Annotated in this window: 17 protein-coding genes; 14 read left to right on the top strand and 3 right to left on the bottom strand. The window is 67.1% G+C overall.

Annotated elements, in window-relative coordinates; all coding sequences use genetic code 11:
• Nucleotide 1 precedes the first annotated feature (1 nt).
• From FG93_RS23575 to FG93_RS23590, 4 genes are all read left to right on the top strand, one after another.
• On the top strand, nt 2–454 hold the full coding sequence (locus FG93_RS23575; RefSeq protein WP_043239253.1) for a DUF6163 family protein: 453 nt from the start codon (nt 2–4) through the stop codon (nt 452–454).
• Nucleotide 455: 1 nt separating this feature from the next.
• Nucleotides 456–887 carry an Ivy family c-type lysozyme inhibitor gene (locus FG93_RS23580; protein ID WP_081881787.1) on the top strand — a complete coding sequence of 144 codons (432 nt, stop codon included), beginning with the start codon at nt 456–458 and terminating at the stop codon, nt 885–887.
• Between the two features lie 318 nt (nt 888–1,205).
• The gene (locus FG93_RS23585; RefSeq protein ID WP_043239545.1) at nt 1,206–1,718 is read left to right on the top strand and encodes a transcriptional regulator LdtR; all 513 of its coding nucleotides are present in this window, start codon (nt 1,206–1,208) and stop codon (nt 1,716–1,718) included.
• 323 nt (nt 1,719–2,041) lie between these two features.
• Nucleotides 2,042–3,283: a murein L,D-transpeptidase gene (locus FG93_RS23590; protein ID WP_052514106.1), complete on the top strand. Its 1,242-nt coding sequence runs from the start codon at nt 2,042–2,044 to the stop codon at nt 3,281–3,283.
• 124 nt (nt 3,284–3,407) lie between these two features.
• Here FG93_RS23590 and FG93_RS23595 read toward each other — a convergent pair whose 3' ends face one another.
• Both FG93_RS23595 and FG93_RS23600 read right to left on the bottom strand, forming a co-directional pair.
• A complete protein-coding gene (locus FG93_RS23595) occupies nt 3,408–4,517 on the bottom strand; it encodes an isocitrate/isopropylmalate dehydrogenase family protein (RefSeq protein WP_043239257.1) in 1,110 nt (369 codons plus the stop codon).
• A gap of 73 nt (nt 4,518–4,590) precedes the next feature.
• Nucleotides 4,591–5,568, bottom strand: coding sequence for a tripartite tricarboxylate transporter substrate binding protein (locus FG93_RS23600; protein ID WP_161783871.1), 978 nt, complete (start codon nt 5,566–5,568; stop codon nt 4,591–4,593).
• A 173-nt stretch (nt 5,569–5,741) separates the two neighbouring features.
• Here FG93_RS23600 and FG93_RS23605 point away from each other — a divergent pair, with 173 nt between their 5' ends.
• Nucleotides 5,742–6,407, top strand: a complete 666-nt coding sequence (locus tag FG93_RS23605; RefSeq protein ID WP_043239549.1) for a GntR family transcriptional regulator — start codon at nt 5,742–5,744, stop codon at nt 6,405–6,407.
• Nucleotides 6,408–6,568: 161 nt separating this feature from the next.
• On the opposite strand, the gene nhaA is transcribed toward FG93_RS23605, so the two are convergent.
• Nucleotides 6,569–7,777 carry a Na+/H+ antiporter NhaA gene (gene nhaA, locus FG93_RS23610; RefSeq protein ID WP_244448710.1) on the bottom strand — a complete coding sequence of 403 codons (1,209 nt, stop codon included), beginning with the start codon at nt 7,775–7,777 and terminating at the stop codon, nt 6,569–6,571.
• A gap of 214 nt (nt 7,778–7,991) precedes the next feature.
• Between nhaA and glyA the strand changes: the two genes are divergently transcribed.
• From glyA to allE, 9 genes are all read left to right on the top strand, one after another.
• The gene (gene glyA, locus FG93_RS23615; RefSeq protein ID WP_043239553.1) at nt 7,992–9,293 is read left to right on the top strand and encodes a serine hydroxymethyltransferase; all 1,302 of its coding nucleotides are present in this window, start codon (nt 7,992–7,994) and stop codon (nt 9,291–9,293) included.
• A gap of 38 nt (nt 9,294–9,331) precedes the next feature.
• Nucleotides 9,332–9,829, top strand: coding sequence for a transcriptional regulator NrdR (gene nrdR / locus FG93_RS23620; RefSeq protein WP_043239262.1), 498 nt, complete (start codon nt 9,332–9,334; stop codon nt 9,827–9,829).
• Nucleotides 9,822–10,952 (top strand): bifunctional diaminohydroxyphosphoribosylaminopyrimidine deaminase/5-amino-6-(5-phosphoribosylamino)uracil reductase RibD, encoded by a 1,131-nt coding sequence (ribD, locus tag FG93_RS23625; RefSeq protein WP_043239263.1) that lies wholly within the window; start codon nt 9,822–9,824, stop codon nt 10,950–10,952. The genes nrdR and ribD overlap by 8 nt, the downstream gene beginning before the upstream one ends.
• Nucleotides 10,952–11,599: a riboflavin synthase gene (locus FG93_RS23630; RefSeq protein WP_043239265.1), complete on the top strand. Its 648-nt coding sequence runs from the start codon at nt 10,952–10,954 to the stop codon at nt 11,597–11,599. The genes ribD and FG93_RS23630 overlap by 1 nt, the downstream gene beginning before the upstream one ends.
• A 31-nt stretch (nt 11,600–11,630) precedes the next feature.
• Nucleotides 11,631–12,143 (top strand): 6,7-dimethyl-8-ribityllumazine synthase, encoded by a 513-nt coding sequence (gene ribH, locus FG93_RS23635; protein WP_200878149.1) that lies wholly within the window; start codon nt 11,631–11,633, stop codon nt 12,141–12,143.
• Nucleotides 12,140–12,607, top strand: coding sequence for a transcription antitermination factor NusB (gene nusB, locus FG93_RS23640; protein ID WP_043239270.1), 468 nt, complete (start codon nt 12,140–12,142; stop codon nt 12,605–12,607). Before ribH ends, nusB begins: the two co-directional genes overlap by 4 nt.
• Nucleotides 12,608–12,614: 7 nt before the next feature.
• A complete protein-coding gene (gene thiL / locus FG93_RS23645) occupies nt 12,615–13,613 on the top strand; it encodes a thiamine-phosphate kinase (RefSeq protein ID WP_043239272.1) in 999 nt (332 codons plus the stop codon).
• Nucleotides 13,614–13,659: 46 nt separating this feature from the next.
• Nucleotides 13,660–14,865 (top strand): MFS transporter, encoded by a 1,206-nt coding sequence (locus FG93_RS23650; protein WP_244448711.1) that lies wholly within the window; start codon nt 13,660–13,662, stop codon nt 14,863–14,865.
• 79 nt (nt 14,866–14,944) lie between these two features.
• Complete coding sequence (gene allE, locus FG93_RS23655; protein ID WP_043239273.1) at nt 14,945–15,742, top strand: (S)-ureidoglycine aminohydrolase; 798 nt, start codon at nt 14,945–14,947, stop codon at nt 15,740–15,742.
• Nucleotides 15,743–15,921: the final 179 nt, after the last annotated feature.

Consider the following 15,921-nt stretch of genomic DNA (forward strand, 5'->3'; position numbering starts at 1 on the left):
GATGGGGAGGGGGGATACCGAGCCCTTGCGTGGGCAGCGCGTCATCGGTTCGGCCGGCCCCGAGGAGAAGAAGGGCAAGCTGACCCGCTGGCGGCGCGTGCTCGTCTGGCTGCTGCGCCTGCTGTCGCTCGCCTGGATGGCCAAGGGGCTGATGGCCTGGGCGGTGATCTTCGGCATCGGCATGGAAGGCCAGACGCCGTTCGAATCGCAACTGCTGAGCTTTCAGGCGATCACGGTCTATTTCGCGGTGATCGATCTCGTCGCCGCGGTCGGGCTCTGGCTGACCAGCACCTGGGGCGGTGTGCTCTGGCTTCTGGCTGCGATCAGCCAGCTGTTGCTCGGCTTCTTCTTCCCGCGGCTGCTGCCGCTGACGCCCTATCTGATCGCGACCTATGTCGGGCTGATGGCGGCGTATTTCCTGGCGACCTGGGCGGCGGAGAACGAGGAGGCCTGAGATGGGGCGATCCGGGTTGCGGTTCGCGCGGCTGCCGGCCCTGGCTCTGGTTGCCGGGATCGGGGCCCTGCCGGCGGCGGCCGCCGGTGCCGCGCTCTTCATCTCCGATATCAGGAAGAGCCATCCCCAGGCGCTCGCCGCCTATCGCGAGATCGTCCCCCTTCGCTTCGGGCGGGTTCCGTGGATTGCGTCCCTGCTGGGTGTCGGCGGGCCGGTTCAAGCGGTGGCCGGCGTCGGCGGGCGGAGGTTCCTTGGAAGCATCTGCCAGCCGCATGACTGCGCCGACAACAAGGTCGCCTATCTCCTGAACGCCGATGGCAGCCGGGCGGTCGCCCTGGTCCGCTCGCGCAGGCGCACAGATGGCCGTGAACTCGCGCTGGGCAGCCCCGATGCCGGTGAAATGGCGCTGCTCAGGCGGGCGCTCGCGCCCTAGCTCTTTATTTTATCGCATTTTCTTCACGCGAACCGGTGTCCACGTCGCTCGAAAATGCTCCAGAGCCCGTTCCGATCAGCTTGCACCGCAAGCTGATCGGAAAAGCCTCGTTCGGCGCAAAAGCCCCTCGATTGCTTCGAGTCATGGTAACAAACGCTTTAGCTTAAGCGTTTCTGGCTTCACTTACGATTCACCCAAAGGGGTAAATCTCCGATTCATCCTGATATTTAAACTCGTTTTCATCCGTCCGGCCTATGGTGTTTTCAGAAGCGGACCGGGAGATAAATCCTGGCCGGCATGCAACAGGCGGGATATACCATGAAAGCCAGCGTAAAGACTTTGGATCCTGTGAAGTCGGAAGAGGTTCAACTCAAGGTGAAGCCTCTTTACCTTGAGTCCCTCACCTTGGTCGAGCGGCTGCATCGCCGCCTGCTCGACGTCATCAAGGATGAATTCGAACGTCGCAACCGTGACGACGTCAACAGCGTCCAGGCGCTGCTGCTCTACAATATCGGCGATGCCGAGCTCAGTGCCAGCGAGCTCCGGACGCGCGGCTACTATCTCGGCTCGAACGTGTCCTACAACGTCAAGAAGCTGGTCGAGCTCGGCTACCTGCACCACGCCCGTTCGCGCATCGACCGCCGTTCGGTCCGTATCAGCCTGACCGAGAAGGGTCATGAGGTGCACAATCTCGTGAAGGGCGTCTACGACAAGCATGTCCAGACGGTCGAGCAGATCGGTGGCATCGCGGCCGATGACTTCGAACGCATGAACAATGCGCTGCTGCGCCTCGAGCGCTTCTGGACCGACCAGATCCGCTACAAGCTCTGATTTTTAGGCTGAACCGCCAGATAATCGGCGCCGACCTGACCTGAACCTGGATAGCTCCCGCCCTCGCTGCGGGAGTCTCATCGGGCCGCTATTGCTCCCCCGGTCCGCCAGTGTTGCAGCTGGGCGACGCAGGGCGCCCATGCTGCATTCCCCGCTTCCTCTTCGTCGCCAATGCCCTAAAAACGCCGCGCTCATCACGAGACGTTAACTGTGGTATTGGATCGTCGCTCGCAACCGGGCCGCCGTCCATGGCGGAGCCGGATGTGTTGTTTGCGGCGCTTAGGCGCGGCCTTGCTCCTTGAGGATGAGGGAAGAGGGATACGATGTCGAATTTCAGCCTGACCCGCCGCGAAACCGTGCTGGCACTGCTTTCGGGTGCTGCAACGGCCGCGACCGCGCCAGCCTGGGCTCAGCAGGCGGAGTGGCGCCAGAGCTATGATTCAGGCGCTCGCAATGCTGTCGCCCGTTCCTCGACCCCGACCTTGTCACCCGAGACGCTGCAGGCGACGGAACAGGCGATCGTCGCCTATCGCGAGCTTGCCGCCCGCGGCGGCTGGGCCCCGATCCAGCTCAGCGACAAGCTCGGCGTCGGCACGCGCGGCCCGGGCGTGGTCGCCCTGCGCCAGCGCCTGATCATCACCGGCGATCTCGATCCCGCCGCCGGCACCAGCAATATCTATGATTCCTATGTCGAATCCGGCGTGCGCCGCTTCCAGTCGCGCGTCGGGCTCTCGACGACCGGCGCCATCAACCGCGCGACGCTGACGGCCCTGAACGTGCCGATCGAGCGGCGCATCCGCCAGCTCGAGACCAATGTGGTGCGCCTGCGCACCTGGTCGGGCAATCTCGGCAACCGCTATGTCGTCGCCAATATCCCGGCGGCATCGGTCGAGACGGTCGAGAACGGCCATGTCGCGACCCGCCACGCCGCCGGCGTCGGCAAGGCCGACCGGCAGTCGCCGCTGCTGCAGACCAAGATCCCCGAGGTCAATTTCAACCCGACCTGGACCGTGCCGGCTTCGATCATCCGCAAGGATCTGATCCCGAAGATGCGCAAGGAGCCGAGCTACCTCACCGAGAACAAGATCCGCATCATCGGCCCTGCCGGCGAGATCGCGCCCGAGCGCGTCAACTGGAATTCGGACGAGGCGACCCGCTACACCTTCCGCCAGGATCCCGGCGGCGAGTTCAATTCGCTCGGCTTCGTGCGCATCAACATCCCGAGCCCGCACGGCGTCTACATGCATGACACGCCGGCCAAGGGCATTTTCGGCGATGATTTCCGCTTCGTCTCCTCGGGCTGCATCCGCGTCCAGAACGTGCGCGACTATATCGCCTGGCTGCTCAAGGAGACGCCCGGCTGGGATCGCGCCAAGATCGACGAGGTGATCCAGTCCGGCGAGCGCATCAACGCGCGGATCAGCAATCCGGTGCCGTGCTACTGGGTCTATGTCACCGCCTGGGCGACGCCCGATGGCGGCGTCCAGTTCCGCGACGACATCTACAACAAGGACGGCCTCGGCCCGGCGCCGGTGGCGGCGCTGCAGGAAGACCAGAACATCTGAGCGCAAGCGCTGCTCCAAGCGCTTTCCCACTCCAAGCGCTCCCTACTCATAGTGAAACGGCCCGCCAGTTCTGGCGGGCCGTTTTCATTTGGTGTCCGCTACGCACCGCGGTCGGTCTCTGCCGTCAGGCTGCTATCGCAGCCTCCCGCAGCACAGCGACCACGCGCTCGGTGAAGGCCTTGGTCCCGAGCGTTCCGCCGAGATCGCGCGTGCGCTGTTCCGGCAGGCGGATGGTCCGGTCGAGCGCGGCTTCGATCGCCTGGCCGGCCCGCAGCAGAGCGGGGTCCCGCCTGCGCTCGCCCAGCCAGGTCAGCAGCATCGCGGCCGAGCCGATCAGCGAACAGGGATTGGCAAGGTCGCGGCCGGCGATGTCGGGAGCCGAGCCATGCTGCGCCTGGGCCACCGCATGGTCCTGCCCGGCATTGAGCGAGGCGGCAAGGCCGAGGCTGCCCGAGATCTCCGAGGCCTGGTCGGAGAGGATGTCCCCGAACATGTTGGTCGTCACGATGACGTCGAACACGCCGGCATCGCGGACCAGGAGCGCCGCCATGGCGTCGATGATCTTCTCGTCATAGGCGACGTCGGGATAGCGCTCGGCCACCGACCGCACGCATTCCAGGAACAGCCCGTCCGAGATCCGCAGCACATTCGCCTTGTGCACGGCCGTGACCTTGCGCCGGCGCTGCCGGGCAAGGGCAAAGGCGCTCTCGGCGATGCGTAGCGAGGCCTGCCGCGTCACTTTCCGGAAGGAGAGGGCCAGGTCCGGCGTCGGCATCATCTCGCCGGGGCCGAGATGCATCGAGCGGTCGGAATAGAAGCCCTCGGTGTTCTCGCGCACCACGACGAGGTCGAGCGGCTTGCCGCAGCGCGGCTCGAAACCCTCGCGCGAGCGGGCAGGGCGGATATTGGCGTAGAGGTCGAGCCGCTTGCGCAACTGGCCGGAGGGATTGAGCCCGCCCTTCTCGGCCGGCGGGTAGTCATTATGGGATACGGGCCCCAGGATGACGCCGTCGGCGTGGCGCGCGGCCTCGTACACATTCTCCGGGAAGGTCGAGCCGACCTTGCCGAACGCGGCGAAGCCGATCTCGGCATGCTCATAGGCCAGCGCGAAGCCGAACAACTGGCTGGCCTCGTCGAGCACGCGACGGGTGGCGGCGCTGATCTCGGGGCCGATGCCGTCTCCGTCCAGGACAAGAAGCTGCAGAGCAGCGCTTTTGGGTGATGTATCGGTCATTGCAGGGTTTCGTCCGGGACAGGGATGGAGCTGCCCGCCCTTGCGCGTCGCCGCGCGGGCCGGGCAGCAGGGATCATTCGACCTTGATGTTCGCCTGCGCGACCACCTTCGCCCATTTCTCGCGCTCCGCCTTGACGAAGGCCGCGAACTCCTGCGGCGTGTTGCCGATCGGCTGTGCGCCTTCCAGTTCGAGGCTCCGGCGCACTTCGGGCAGGTTGATGATGGTCGCGACCTCGCTGCGCAGCTTGTCGATGATCGGCTGCGGCGTGCCCTTGCGCACGAAGACGCCATACCAGCCGCTGGCCTCGTAGCCGGGGACCCCGGCTTCGGCGAGCGTCGGCACGGCCGGCAGGGCCGGCGCGCGCTCGGAGGTCGTGACGGCCAGAGCCCGCAAGGTGCCGCCATGCACATGGCCGATCGCCGAGGGCAGGGTCGCGAACATCATCGGGATATGGCCGCCGATCAGGTCGTTGAGGGCGGGGCCGGCACCGCGATAGGCGGCATGCTTCAGGTTCGTCTGCGCCATCAGCTCGAACAGCGCGGTCGCGATATGGTTGGCCGAGCCATGGCCGGCCGTGCCGTAGGTCAGGCCTTCAGGCTGCGCCTTCGACAGCGCGATCAGCTCCGCGACGGAGTTGGCCTTGACCGAGGGATGCACCAGGAGGAGCAGCGGCGCCTTGGCGATCAGGGTGACGGGCTCGAGCACCTCGGCCGGGTCGTATTTGAGGTTCTTGAACAGGCTCGGATTCACGGCCATCGGGCCGATATTGCTGATCAGCACAGTGTAGCCATCGGCCGGCGCCTGCGCCGCGGCCGTCGTGCCCAGGTTGCCGCCCGCGCCGGCGCGGTTCTCGACCACGACACCGACGCCGAGGCGCGCCTGCAGCTTCTCGGCCACGGCCCGGGCGATCACGTCCGTGCCGCCGCCCGCGGCATAGGGCACCACCATGGTGATCGGCCGGCTCGGCCAGTCCTGGGCCGTGGCCACGCCGGCCATGCCCAACATCGCCCCGAGCATCGCGCCCAGCCGCAGTCCCGCAAATCTCCGCATCGTCATGTCCTCCCGTGCATTTCTTGTTTTCGGTATACCGAAATATACTGAAACGCGTCGATGCTAGGCAAGCGTTGATTTCGGCGCTCGCTCACGCGATCACGCAGGGCAGGCCGAGCACGCGGCAGGCAGAGCACGCGGCAGGCGGAGCGCGCGCCGGGCGGAGCGAGGAGATGGTTTTGGGTGATTTTGCCGACATTCAGCCCGCGCCCTCGCTGGCGGGCCAGGCCTATGCGCGCTTGCGCGACGCGATTGCCAGTGGCGAGCTTCGGCCCGGAGCCAGGCTGCGCGAGGAGGATCTGGCGAAACACATGCAGATGAGCCGCACGCCGCTGCGCGAGGCGGTGCGCCGGCTCGAGGCGGAAGGCTTCTTCACGCGCGAATCGCGCAGCCTTGTGGTCGCTTCGCTCGATCACCAGGCGGTCTCGGAACTCTATGCGATGCGCGAGGCGCTCGAGGGCACGGCGGCCGCCTTCGCCGCGCGCCATGCTTCGGAAGTCGAAATCGAGGCGCTGCGCGATCTCCATACGATGGAGGCCGGGCTACTCGCGCGGCCGCAGGATCTGGCGCGTCACAACGAGCGCTTCCATTCCGCGCTCTACGGCGCAGCGCATAATCGCTATCTGCTCAAGACCCTGAACGCCTTGCGTGACGCGCGCGCGCTGCTCGGTCCCACGACCCTGCTGGACCCCGTCCGCGCCGCGCAGGCCCATGCCGAACATGAGGCCCTGGTTGTCGCTGTCGAGCGCCGCGACCCGGTTGCGGCCGATGCGGCTGCGCGCAGCCATATCCGCTCGGCGCAGCGCGAGCGGCTGCGGCGGCTGGTGACCGGCGAGTAGGCGGGTTCCCCTAGATCACGCTGCGTTTGGACGAAATCGTCCAAGCGCAGAAAACGTGATCGACTCTCATAGTTTAGAGCATGCTTCATGCGAAAAACCGTGCCACTTTTTCGCAGCATGCTCTGGAAGGAGAGAGCGCGGCTCGGGGAGCGTGCTTCCTGTCAGGGACCGTGCTTCTTGCCGGCCGGGCCTGCCGAGGCCAGCTTCAGCACGAGCGCTCCGGCGAGTGCCGAGAGCAGCGAGCCCATCAGAACGCCGATCTTGGTGGCGTCGCCGAGTTCCGGATTATCCGGAAAGGCCAGCGCCCCGATGAACAGGCTCATCGTGAAGCCGATGCCGCAGAGCAGCGCGACGCCGTAGAGCTGTGCGAAATTCGCCTTGGCCGGCATGGTGCCGAGCCCGGCCTTCACCGCCACCCAGGCGAAGCCGAAGACGCCGACCTGCTTGCCGACGAACAGGCCAAGCGCGATGCCCAGCGGAATCGGGGCGAGCAGGCTCGAGGGCGACATGCCCGCAAAGGATACCCCTGCATTGGCGAAGCCGAAGATCGGCACGATCAGGTAGGACACCCAGGGATGCAGCTTGTGCTCGAGCATGTGCAGGGGCGAGTGCTCGGGCTCGTCGCTGTCGGTGCCGTCGCCGATCGGGATCGTCAGCGCCAGCATGACGCCCGCGAGCGTCGCGTGCACGCCCGATTTCAGCTCGAAGAACCAGAGCAGCGCGCCAATGGCGAGATAGATCCAGATCCGCGTCACGTTCATCCGGTTGAGCGCGATCAGGACGGCAAGGCACAGGCCGGTCATGCCGAGCATCGGCAGCGAGATCTCGCTGGTATAGAACAGGGCGATGATCAGGACCGCGCCGAGATCGTCGAGAATCGCGAGCGCCGTCAGGAAGACCTTGAGCGAGACCGGCACGCGCGGCCCGAGCAGGGCGAGCACGCCGAGCGCGAAGGCGATGTCGGTGGCTGCCGGGATCGCCCAGCCGCGCATCGCGACCGGGTCTCCGCGCGTCAGCGCCAGATAGATCAGGGCGGGCGCGATCATGCCGCCGAGCGCCGCGATGCCGGGCAGGGCACGCCGCGACCAGGTCGAGAGTTGCCCCTCGATGAATTCGCGTTTGATCTCCAGTCCGACGAGCAGGAAGAAGACCGCCATCAGCCCGTCATTGACCCAGTGCAGGACGCTGAGGCCGCCGACATAGCTGCCGAGCAGCTTGAAATAGGCGGGGGCGGCCGGCGAATTGGCGATCAGGAGGGCAATCGCAGCCACGCCCATGAGCAGGAGACCACCGGCCGCTTCGCTTGCCAGCAGGGCCTTCAACGGCGAGCGCCTGGCAGGTGGAGCATTCCCGGCGATGTCTTGTGTCACGTTGAATTCCTTGCTGGCTGCTGTCGCTGCCCTTTGTGCAGGTGACGCGCGCTCATGTCACCCCGCATCGGCCCTTGGAATGGCGGCCCCCACCGTGCTACGGAGCGCGCGATAGCGGGCTCGGCCGCGAGATTCCGCAACAGCCAGAACTGCGTGGCTGCCGCATGGCCTTTGCCGGCCCCTGCGGCAATCCGAAGCGCCGATGGAGCATCCCATGAGCCGTGACGCCGCCGCCGAGAAGCATCTCTCGAACTCCTTCTTCGGCGCTTCGCTCGCCGATTCCGATCCGGAGATCTCGCATGCCATCGGCCTCGAGCTCGGTCGACAGCGCGACGAGATCGAACTGATCGCCTCGGAGAACATCGTGTCGCGCGCCGTGCTCGAGGCGCAGGGTTCGGTGATGACCAACAAATACGCGGAAGGCTATCCGGGCCGCCGCTATTACGGCGGCTGCCAGTTCGTCGACATCGCCGAGAAGCTGGCGATCGAGCGCGCCTGCCGCCTGTTCGACTGCCAGTTCGCCAATGTCCAGGCGAATTCCGGCAGCCAGGCCAACCAGGCCGTGTTCATGGCGCTGATGCAGCCCGGCGACACCTTCATGGGCCTCGATCTCGCAGCCGGCGGCCATCTCACCCATGGCGCCCCGGTCAACCAGTCCGGCAAGTGGTTCAAGGTCGTGCCCTACGGCGTCTGCGTCGTCGACCAGACCATCGACTATGACGCGATGGAGCGCCTCGCCGTCGAGAACAAGCCCAAGGTCATCGTCGCCGGCGGCTCGGCCTATGCCCGGCACTGGGATTTCGCCCGCTTCCGCGAGATCGCCGACAAGGTCGGCGCCTATTTCATGGTCGACATCGCGCATTTCGCCGGCCTGGTGGCGGGCGGCGCGCATCCCTCGCCATTCCCGCACGCCCATGTCGTCACCACCACGACGCACAAGACCCTGCGCGGCCCGCGCGGCGGCATGATCCTGACCAATGACGAGGCGCTGGCGAAGAAGATCAATTCGGCGATCTTCCCGGGCATCCAGGGCGGCCCGCTGATGCATGTCATCGCTGCCAAGGCCGTTGCCTTCCACGAGGCGCTGCAGCCGGAGTTCAAGATCTACGCCCGCGCCGTCGTCGAGAACGCCAAGGCGCTGGCCGAGACGCTGAAGACCAAGGGCTTCGACCTCGTCACCGGCGGCACCGACAACCACCTGATGCTGGTCGATCTGCGCTCCAAGAAGCTCACCGGCAAGGCGGCGGAAGCAGCCCTCGGGCGGGCCCATATCACCTGCAACAAGAACGGCATTCCCTTCGATCCGGAGAAGCCGATGGTCACCTCCGGCATCCGCCTGGGCACGCCGGCCGCGACCTCGCGCGGCTTCGGTGTCGCCGAGTTCCAGCGTGTCGGCGAGCTGATCGCCGAGGTGCTGGACGGCCTCGCCGCCCATGGCGAGGAGGGCAACGGCGCTGTCGAGCAGGCGGTGAAGGCCAAGGCCCACGAGCTGACGGCGCGCTTCCCGATCTATTGAGGCAAGGCGGCCGATCCGCCTGAAGGAGAAAAGCCGCGATGCGCTGTCCCTATTGCGGCTCCCTCGAGACCCAGGTGAAGGACTCGCGTCCCACCGACGATCACGCCTCGATCCGGCGCCGCCGCGTCTGTCCTGACTGCGGCGGCCGCTTCACCACCTTCGAGCGCGTGCAGCTGCGCGAGCTCACCGTGGTGAAGCGCTCCGGACGGCGCACCCTCTTCGACCGCGACAAGCTGCAGACCTCGATCGAGATCGCATTGCGCAAGCGCCCGGTCGCGCCGGAGCGCGTCGAGCGCATGGTCAACGGCATCGTCCGCCAGCTCGAGAGCTCGGGCGAAGGCGAGGTCTTGAGCTCCACCATCGGCGAACTGGTGATGGAGGGGCTGAAATCCCTCGACGATGTCGCCTATGTCCGCTTCGCTTCGGTCTACAAGAATTTTCGCGAGGCCCGCGATTTCGAGGAGCTGCTCGGCCAGCTCAGCGGCGACGAGATCGAGGCTGCGAGCGTGACTCCGCCCATCCGCAGCGATGACTGAGCAGAGCGCGCTCGACCGCGCCTTCATGCAGCAAGCCCTTGCCTATGGCGCGCGCGGGCTGGGCACCACCGGCACGAACCCCTGCGTCGGCGCGCTGATCACGCAGGACACGCCGGACGGCCCCGTCGTGGTGGCGCGCGGCCATACCCAGATCGGTGGCCGGCCGCATGGCGAGGCCCATGCCTTCGACCGGGCAGGCTCCGCCGCGGCCGGCGGCACGCTCTATGTCACGCTCGAGCCCTGCTCCCACCGCACCATCCGCGCCGCGACGCCTTGCGTCGAGCGGACCATTCTGGCCGGCGTGAAGCGGGTCGTGGTGGCGATGGCCGATCCGAATCCGCGCTTTCGCGGGCTCGGCTTCGCATTGCTGCGGAGCGCCGGCATCAGCGTCACCACCGGCGTGCTGGAGGAAGAGGCCAGGCGGACCCATCGCGGCTATGTCCTGCGGATCACCGAGGGCCGGCCGATGGTGACCTTCAAGGTGGCGCGCACCGCCGACGGCTATGCGGGGACGGCGGCAGGCGGCCCGATCGCGGTCTCCTGCCCGGCCGCGAATGGATGGGTCCATCTCCAGCGGGCACATCACGACGCGATCATGCTCGGCATCGGCTCGGTGCTCGCCGATGACCCGATGCTGACGGTCCGGCTGCCGGGAATGGCGAAGCGCTCGCCGATCAGGGTCATTCTCGATTCGCATCTGCGCCTGCCGCCGGAAGCGCGGCTCGTCCAGACGGCCGGCGAAGTCCCCGTCTGGGTGATCGCGGCGGCATCCGCCCCGGTTGCGAACGAGGCCGAGCTGGTCGCCTCGGGCGTCGAGGTCATGCGCGTCTCCGCCGGACCGGACGGCCATCTCGATCTCGGCGAGGCGCTGCAACTGCTCGGCGCACGCGGGATCAACCGGGTCTTTTCCGAAGGCGGCCCGACGATCGGCGAGAAGCTTGCCCTGGCGGGCCTGACGGACGAGATCATCGTTTCGACCTCGCCGCGTCTGCTGGGTTCGCCCGGTGTCGTCGCCGTCCGTCCGGCCCTTGCCGGATTGCTGGCCGATCCCGATCTGTACCGGCTTGCGGAGTGCGGCCTGATCGGCCACGACCATTTCGAGCGCTATGAGAGGATTGCCTGATGTTCACCGGCATCGTCACCGCCATTGGCACGGTCGTGGAGGCCCAGAGCAAGGGGCCGAGCCTGAAGCGATTTGCGATTGCAAGCCCGTTCGAGGCTGCCGGGGTCGAGATCGGCGCGTCGATCTGCTGCGCCGGAATCTGCCTGACGGTGACGGCCCTGAAGCCTCGCGAAGACGGCGAGGCGGGCTGCATCTTCCAGGTCGAAGCCGCTGCCGAGACCTTGTCGAAGACCCTTGTCGGCGAGTGGCAACCGGGCACGAAGGTCAATCTCGAACGCTCGCTGAAAATGGGCGACGAGCTTGGCGGCCACCTGGTGACCGGCCATGTCGACGGCGTCGGCACGATCCTGAAGATCGAGCCGATCGCGGCCGATCCCGACGAGCCCTGGGGCGCGACGGCGCGTTTCCATATCCGCGCGCCGCAGGGGCTGCCGCGTTTCATCGCGACCAAGGGCTCGATTTGCCTGGATGGCACCTCGCTCACGGTCAACAGCGTCGAGGACGATGTCTTCACCGTCCTGCTGATTCCGCACTCCTTCAGCGTCACCACCTGGGGCGAGCGCAAGCAGGGGGACCGCATCCATGTCGAGGTCGATCTGATGGCGCGGTATGCCGCGCGGCTTGCGGAGGCGAGCCCGGGGGGGTAACCAGCCGGCTTGAAATCCAACAAGGATAAGAATGATGGCCGGACCCCGGCAGATCTCGGCCGACAAGGCCGCAACTCCCGCCGCTCCCCTGGACGGCGCACGCGTGCTCGTCGTCGAGGCGCGCTTTTATGACAAGCTGGCCGACGAGCTGCTCGAAGGCGCGCTCGCGGTGCTCGACAAGGCCGAGTGCCGCGTCGATGTCGTGACCGTGCCCGGCGCGCTCGAAATTCCGACTGCGATCGTCATCGGCCTGCGGGCCGCGGACGAGGCGGTTGATCCCTACGAGGCCGTCGTCGCGCTCGGCACCGTCATTCGTGGCGAGACCGGACACTACGACATCGTCGCCGGCGAGAGCTCGCGCGCGCTGATGGACGTCTCGGTTGCCTATGCCATGCCGCTCGGCAACGGCATCCTGACCGTCGAGAACGATGCGCAGGCCTGGGCCCGCGCCAACCGCGCCGACATGGACAAGGGCGGCGGCGCGGCGGAAGCGGCGCTGGCCGTGCTGCGCTACAAGCGCTCGCTTGCGGATAAATCCTTATGAGCCGCGCGGAACTGCGTCGCGGCGCACGGCTCTCCGTCGTGCAGGCGCTCTATGAGATGGAGATCGGCGGGCGCGGCGTCATCGAGGCGATGGCCGAGTTCGAGGCGTTCTGGATCGGCAAGGAGGTCGAGGACATCGAGCTGCCCAAGGCCGAGATCGCCTTCTTCCGGGACCTGCTCGGCGGTGTCGTCCGCGAGCAGCGCCTGGTCGACCGCTCCGTCGACGACGTTCTCGCCACGGGCTGGCCGCTCAAGCGCGTCGAGGCCGTGGTCCGCGCCATCCTGCGCGGCGGTGCCTATGAGCTCGCCTTCCGCAAGGATGTGCCGGCGCGTGCCGTGATCTCGGAATATGTCGCGGTCGCCCGTGCCTTCTACGAGGGCGAGGAGATCGGCATGATCAACGCCGTGCTCGACAAGATGGCCCGCGACTTCCGCGCCGACGAATTCGACACGTCGACCGCCTGACGCGCTGATGGCGGGCGCTTCCCAACGACCCGGCGAGTTCGAGCTGATTGCGCGCTATTTCGCACCGATCGCCGGTGCCGGCGGCCTCGGCCTGCGCGACGATGCCGGGCTGCTGCGCCCGGCACGCGGCTTCGAGCTGGTGGTCACGACGGACGCGCTGGTCGCCGGCGTGCATTTCCTGGCTGACGACCCGCCAGCCTCGATTGCCCGCAAGGCGCTCGCCGTCAACCTCTCGGACCTGGCGGCCAAGGGGGCGTCTCCATTGGGCTTCGTGCTCTCGCTCGCCTTGCCGAAGGGCTGGACCGAGCCCTGGCTCGCTGGCTTCGCCCAAGGGCTTGGGGAGATCGCAGGCGAAAGCGCCTGTCCGCTCGTCGGCGGCGATACGGTCTCGACGCCCGGACCCCTGACGCTCTCCATCACCGCCTTCGGCAGCGTCCCGGCCGGGCGCATGGTCCTGCGCTCGGGCGCAAAGTCAGGCGATCTCGTCCTTGTTTCCGGCACGATCGGCGACGGGGCGCTCGGCCTGAAGGTTCATGGCCCCGGCAAGCCGGACTGGGTTGCCGGCCTCGACGAGGCCGATCGCGCCTATCTCGCCGACCGTTACCTGCATCCGCGCCCGCGCCTGGTGCTGGCGCAGTGCCTGCAAGCGCATGCCTCGGCCGCCATGGATGTCTCCGACGGGCTCGTCGGCGATCTCGGCAAACTGGTTGCGGCATCTGGAATCGGTGCCGAGATCGACCTCGATACCGTGCCGCTCTCGGCCGCGGCCCGCGCCGCGATCATGGCTGACCCCGCTCTGGCGGAACTGGCCTGGACCGGTGGAGACGACTACGAAATTCTCTGCACGGCCTCGGAAAGGGAATTTCCTGCTATGGCTGCTGCGGCCGAGGCGGCGGGTCTTGGACTCGCCTGCATCGGCCGGGTCACGTCCGAGCTCGGCGTGATGCGTTTTCTTGAACGGGGCAGGGCGCGCAGCTTCGCGCAAGGCTCCTTCGCCCATTTCTGAGGGCCGCCCGCTCAGGCCGCCCGGTGTGTGAACGACGGCCCCAGCGATGAACCAGCATGTTTCCATGGCCGAGGGCGATGCCCTGGCGAAACGCAATGCCCTCGTCCTCGCCTGCGCCCAGGCGTTTGGCGGCGCGAACCCGGCGATCGTGATCTCGCTCGGCGGCATCGTCGGCTCGCAGCTGGTCACCGACAAGACCTTCGCGACCGTGCCGGTCAGCCTGATGCAGCTCGGCATCGCCTGCGGCGTGATCCCCGCCGCGATGCTGATGCGCCGGCTCGGCCGCCGCAACGGCTATCTCATAGGGGCGCTGACCGGCGTCATCGCCTCCAGCATCGCGGCCGCTGGTACAGGGAGCCGGATCTTCTGGCTGTTCTGCCTCGGCACCTTCATGTGCGGGCTCTACGGCGCCTTCGTTCAGAGCTATCGCTTCGCCGCAGCCGACACCGCGAGCGAGAGCTTCAAGCCGCGTGCGATTTCCTGGGTGATGATCGGCGGGCTTGCCGCGGGCGTGATCGGCCCGCAATCGGTCTACTGGACCCGCGACCTGACGCCGGACGCGCCCTTCGCCGCCAGCTTCATGGCGCAGGGGCTGCTGGCGCTGCTGGCGATCGGCGTCGTCATGATGCTGCGCGCCCCGCCGGTCGCGGCCGTGCGTTCGGGCGGCGGCCGGCCGCTTTCCGAGATCATGCGCCAGCCCAAATTCATCGCCTCGGTCACGGCCGCGCTTGTTTCCTATGGCCTGATGAGCTTCGTGATGACGGCTGCGCCGCTGGCCATGGTCGGCTGCGGCCACAGCATCGGCGATGCCGCGCTCGGCATCCAGTGGCACGTGCTCTCGATGTTCGGGCCGAGCTTCTTCACCGGCCGGCTGATCGCCCGCTTCGGCAAGGAGAAGGTCACGGCGGCCGGCCTGCTGCTGCTCGCTTGCGCTGCCGCCGTCGGCTTGAACGGGCTCAGCGTCGCGCATTTCTGGATCGCGCTCGTCCTGCTCGGTATCGGCTGGAATTTCGGCTTCATCGGCGCGACCGCGCTGGTCACCGACTGCTATCGCCCGGAGGAGCGCGTCAAGGTCCAGGCCGCCAACGACTTCCTCGTCTTCGGCTCGGTCGCGATCGCCTCCTTCTCGGCCGGCGGGTTGCTGAACACCGGCGGCTGGGAGAGCGTCAACTGGCTGGTCTTCCCGCCGGTGGCTGTCGCGCTGGCGCTGGTCGCCTGGCAGGCCACGCAGAAGCGCGTCCGGCTGGCCTGACCGGCCGGCCTGGCGCGTGGCCGGCCACGGCTGCGCAGAACAAGCTTCATCCCATCCCCAGGAACCGCCAGGAGATACGATGCGTCCGCACCAGTTGCCCGTCACGACAGGCCGGTTTCCGCCCGGCGCCATCGGCCATAATCGCGGCGTGGTCCGGCCGAACTACGCGTTCATGCCGCCGGAAGGCGTGCTGATCAGCCGGTTGCCGCATTTCAGCGGGACGATCGTGCGGATCCTGGCCGCCCCGGTGCTGGGCGCAAAATTCGCGCAGTATCTGCTCGAGATCGCGCCCGGCGGCGGCACGCCCGAGGCTTTCCGGGAAGAAGACATCCAGCACTTCTATTATGTGCTCTCGGGCCAGGGCCGTTTCGTCATGGCGGGGATGCCGGCGTGCGACCTGCGGCCGGGCCACTTCGCCTATGTGCCGCCTGGCACCGCCTTCACGCTGAGCAATACCGGCTCCGAGCCCTTGCGCATGCTCGGGCTGCGCAAGCGCTTCGAGGCGATCGGCCTGCCGGCGCCCGAGCCGATCCTGTCCCATCGCGACGAGATCCCGGTCACCAATCACACCGGGGCGGACGGGCGCGGCTTCCAGTTCCTGCTGCCCTGGGGCGATATGCGCTTCGATTTCGAGATGAACCTGATGTGGTTCAAGCCCGGCGCGCATTTCCCCGATGTCGAGACCCATGTCATGGAGCATGGGCTCTACATGCTCGAAGGGCAGGGGCTCTATTTCCTCGGCACCGAATGGCACGAGATCTGGGCCGGCGATTTCATCTGGATGGGCGGCTACTGCCCGCAGCAATTCTACCCGACCGGCTTTGCCGACGCGGCCTATCTGCTTTACAAGAACGTCAACCGGGACGTGGCGCTCTGACGCCCGAAAACGGCTCCCGATCGGCCGGTCGCGCCGCAAAGCGCGCCGGCCCTGCCTGACATCTGCGCAAAATTGTCAGCCTCCGCGTTTGCGATTCCGTCGAAAGCTTGGCAGAAAGTTGGCCGGTACTGGCGATGCGCGACGCGGGCGCGATTCCCTCGACCCGTATTCTTCGTCTC

This window comes from Allobosea sp. LC85 (assembly GCF_000735605.1).
Classification (GTDB): domain Bacteria; phylum Pseudomonadota; class Alphaproteobacteria; order Rhizobiales; family Beijerinckiaceae; genus Allobosea.

Coding starts and splice junctions, on each gene's coding strand:
- FG93_RS23605 (WP_043239549.1), top strand. CDS start 5,742: ATGGTTTTGGGTGATTTTGCCGACATTCAGCCCGCGCCCTCGCTGGCG.
- glyA (WP_043239553.1), top strand. CDS start 7,992: ATGAGCCGTGACGCCGCCGCCGAGAAGCATCTCTCGAACTCCTTCTTC.
- FG93_RS23585 (WP_043239545.1), top strand. CDS start 1,206: ATGAAAGCCAGCGTAAAGACTTTGGATCCTGTGAAGTCGGAAGAGGTT.
- FG93_RS23590 (WP_052514106.1), top strand. CDS start 2,042: ATGTCGAATTTCAGCCTGACCCGCCGCGAAACCGTGCTGGCACTGCTT.
- FG93_RS23580 (WP_081881787.1), top strand. CDS start 456: ATGGGGCGATCCGGGTTGCGGTTCGCGCGGCTGCCGGCCCTGGCTCTG.
- FG93_RS23575 (WP_043239253.1), top strand. CDS start 2: ATGGGGAGGGGGGATACCGAGCCCTTGCGTGGGCAGCGCGTCATCGGT.
- nrdR (WP_043239262.1), top strand. CDS start 9,332: ATGCGCTGTCCCTATTGCGGCTCCCTCGAGACCCAGGTGAAGGACTCG.
- ribH (WP_200878149.1), top strand. CDS start 11,631: ATGATGGCCGGACCCCGGCAGATCTCGGCCGACAAGGCCGCAACTCCC.
- nusB (WP_043239270.1), top strand. CDS start 12,140: ATGAGCCGCGCGGAACTGCGTCGCGGCGCACGGCTCTCCGTCGTGCAG.
- FG93_RS23630 (WP_043239265.1), top strand. CDS start 10,952: ATGTTCACCGGCATCGTCACCGCCATTGGCACGGTCGTGGAGGCCCAG.
- allE (WP_043239273.1), top strand. CDS start 14,945: ATGCGTCCGCACCAGTTGCCCGTCACGACAGGCCGGTTTCCGCCCGGC.
- FG93_RS23600 (WP_161783871.1), bottom strand. CDS start 5,568: ATGCGGAGATTTGCGGGACTGCGGCTGGGCGCGATGCTCGGGGCGATG.
- ribD (WP_043239263.1), top strand. CDS start 9,822: ATGACTGAGCAGAGCGCGCTCGACCGCGCCTTCATGCAGCAAGCCCTT.
- FG93_RS23650 (WP_244448711.1), top strand. CDS start 13,660: ATGAACCAGCATGTTTCCATGGCCGAGGGCGATGCCCTGGCGAAACGC.
- thiL (WP_043239272.1), top strand. CDS start 12,615: ATGGCGGGCGCTTCCCAACGACCCGGCGAGTTCGAGCTGATTGCGCGC.
- FG93_RS23595 (WP_043239257.1), bottom strand. CDS start 4,517: ATGACCGATACATCACCCAAAAGCGCTGCTCTGCAGCTTCTTGTCCTG.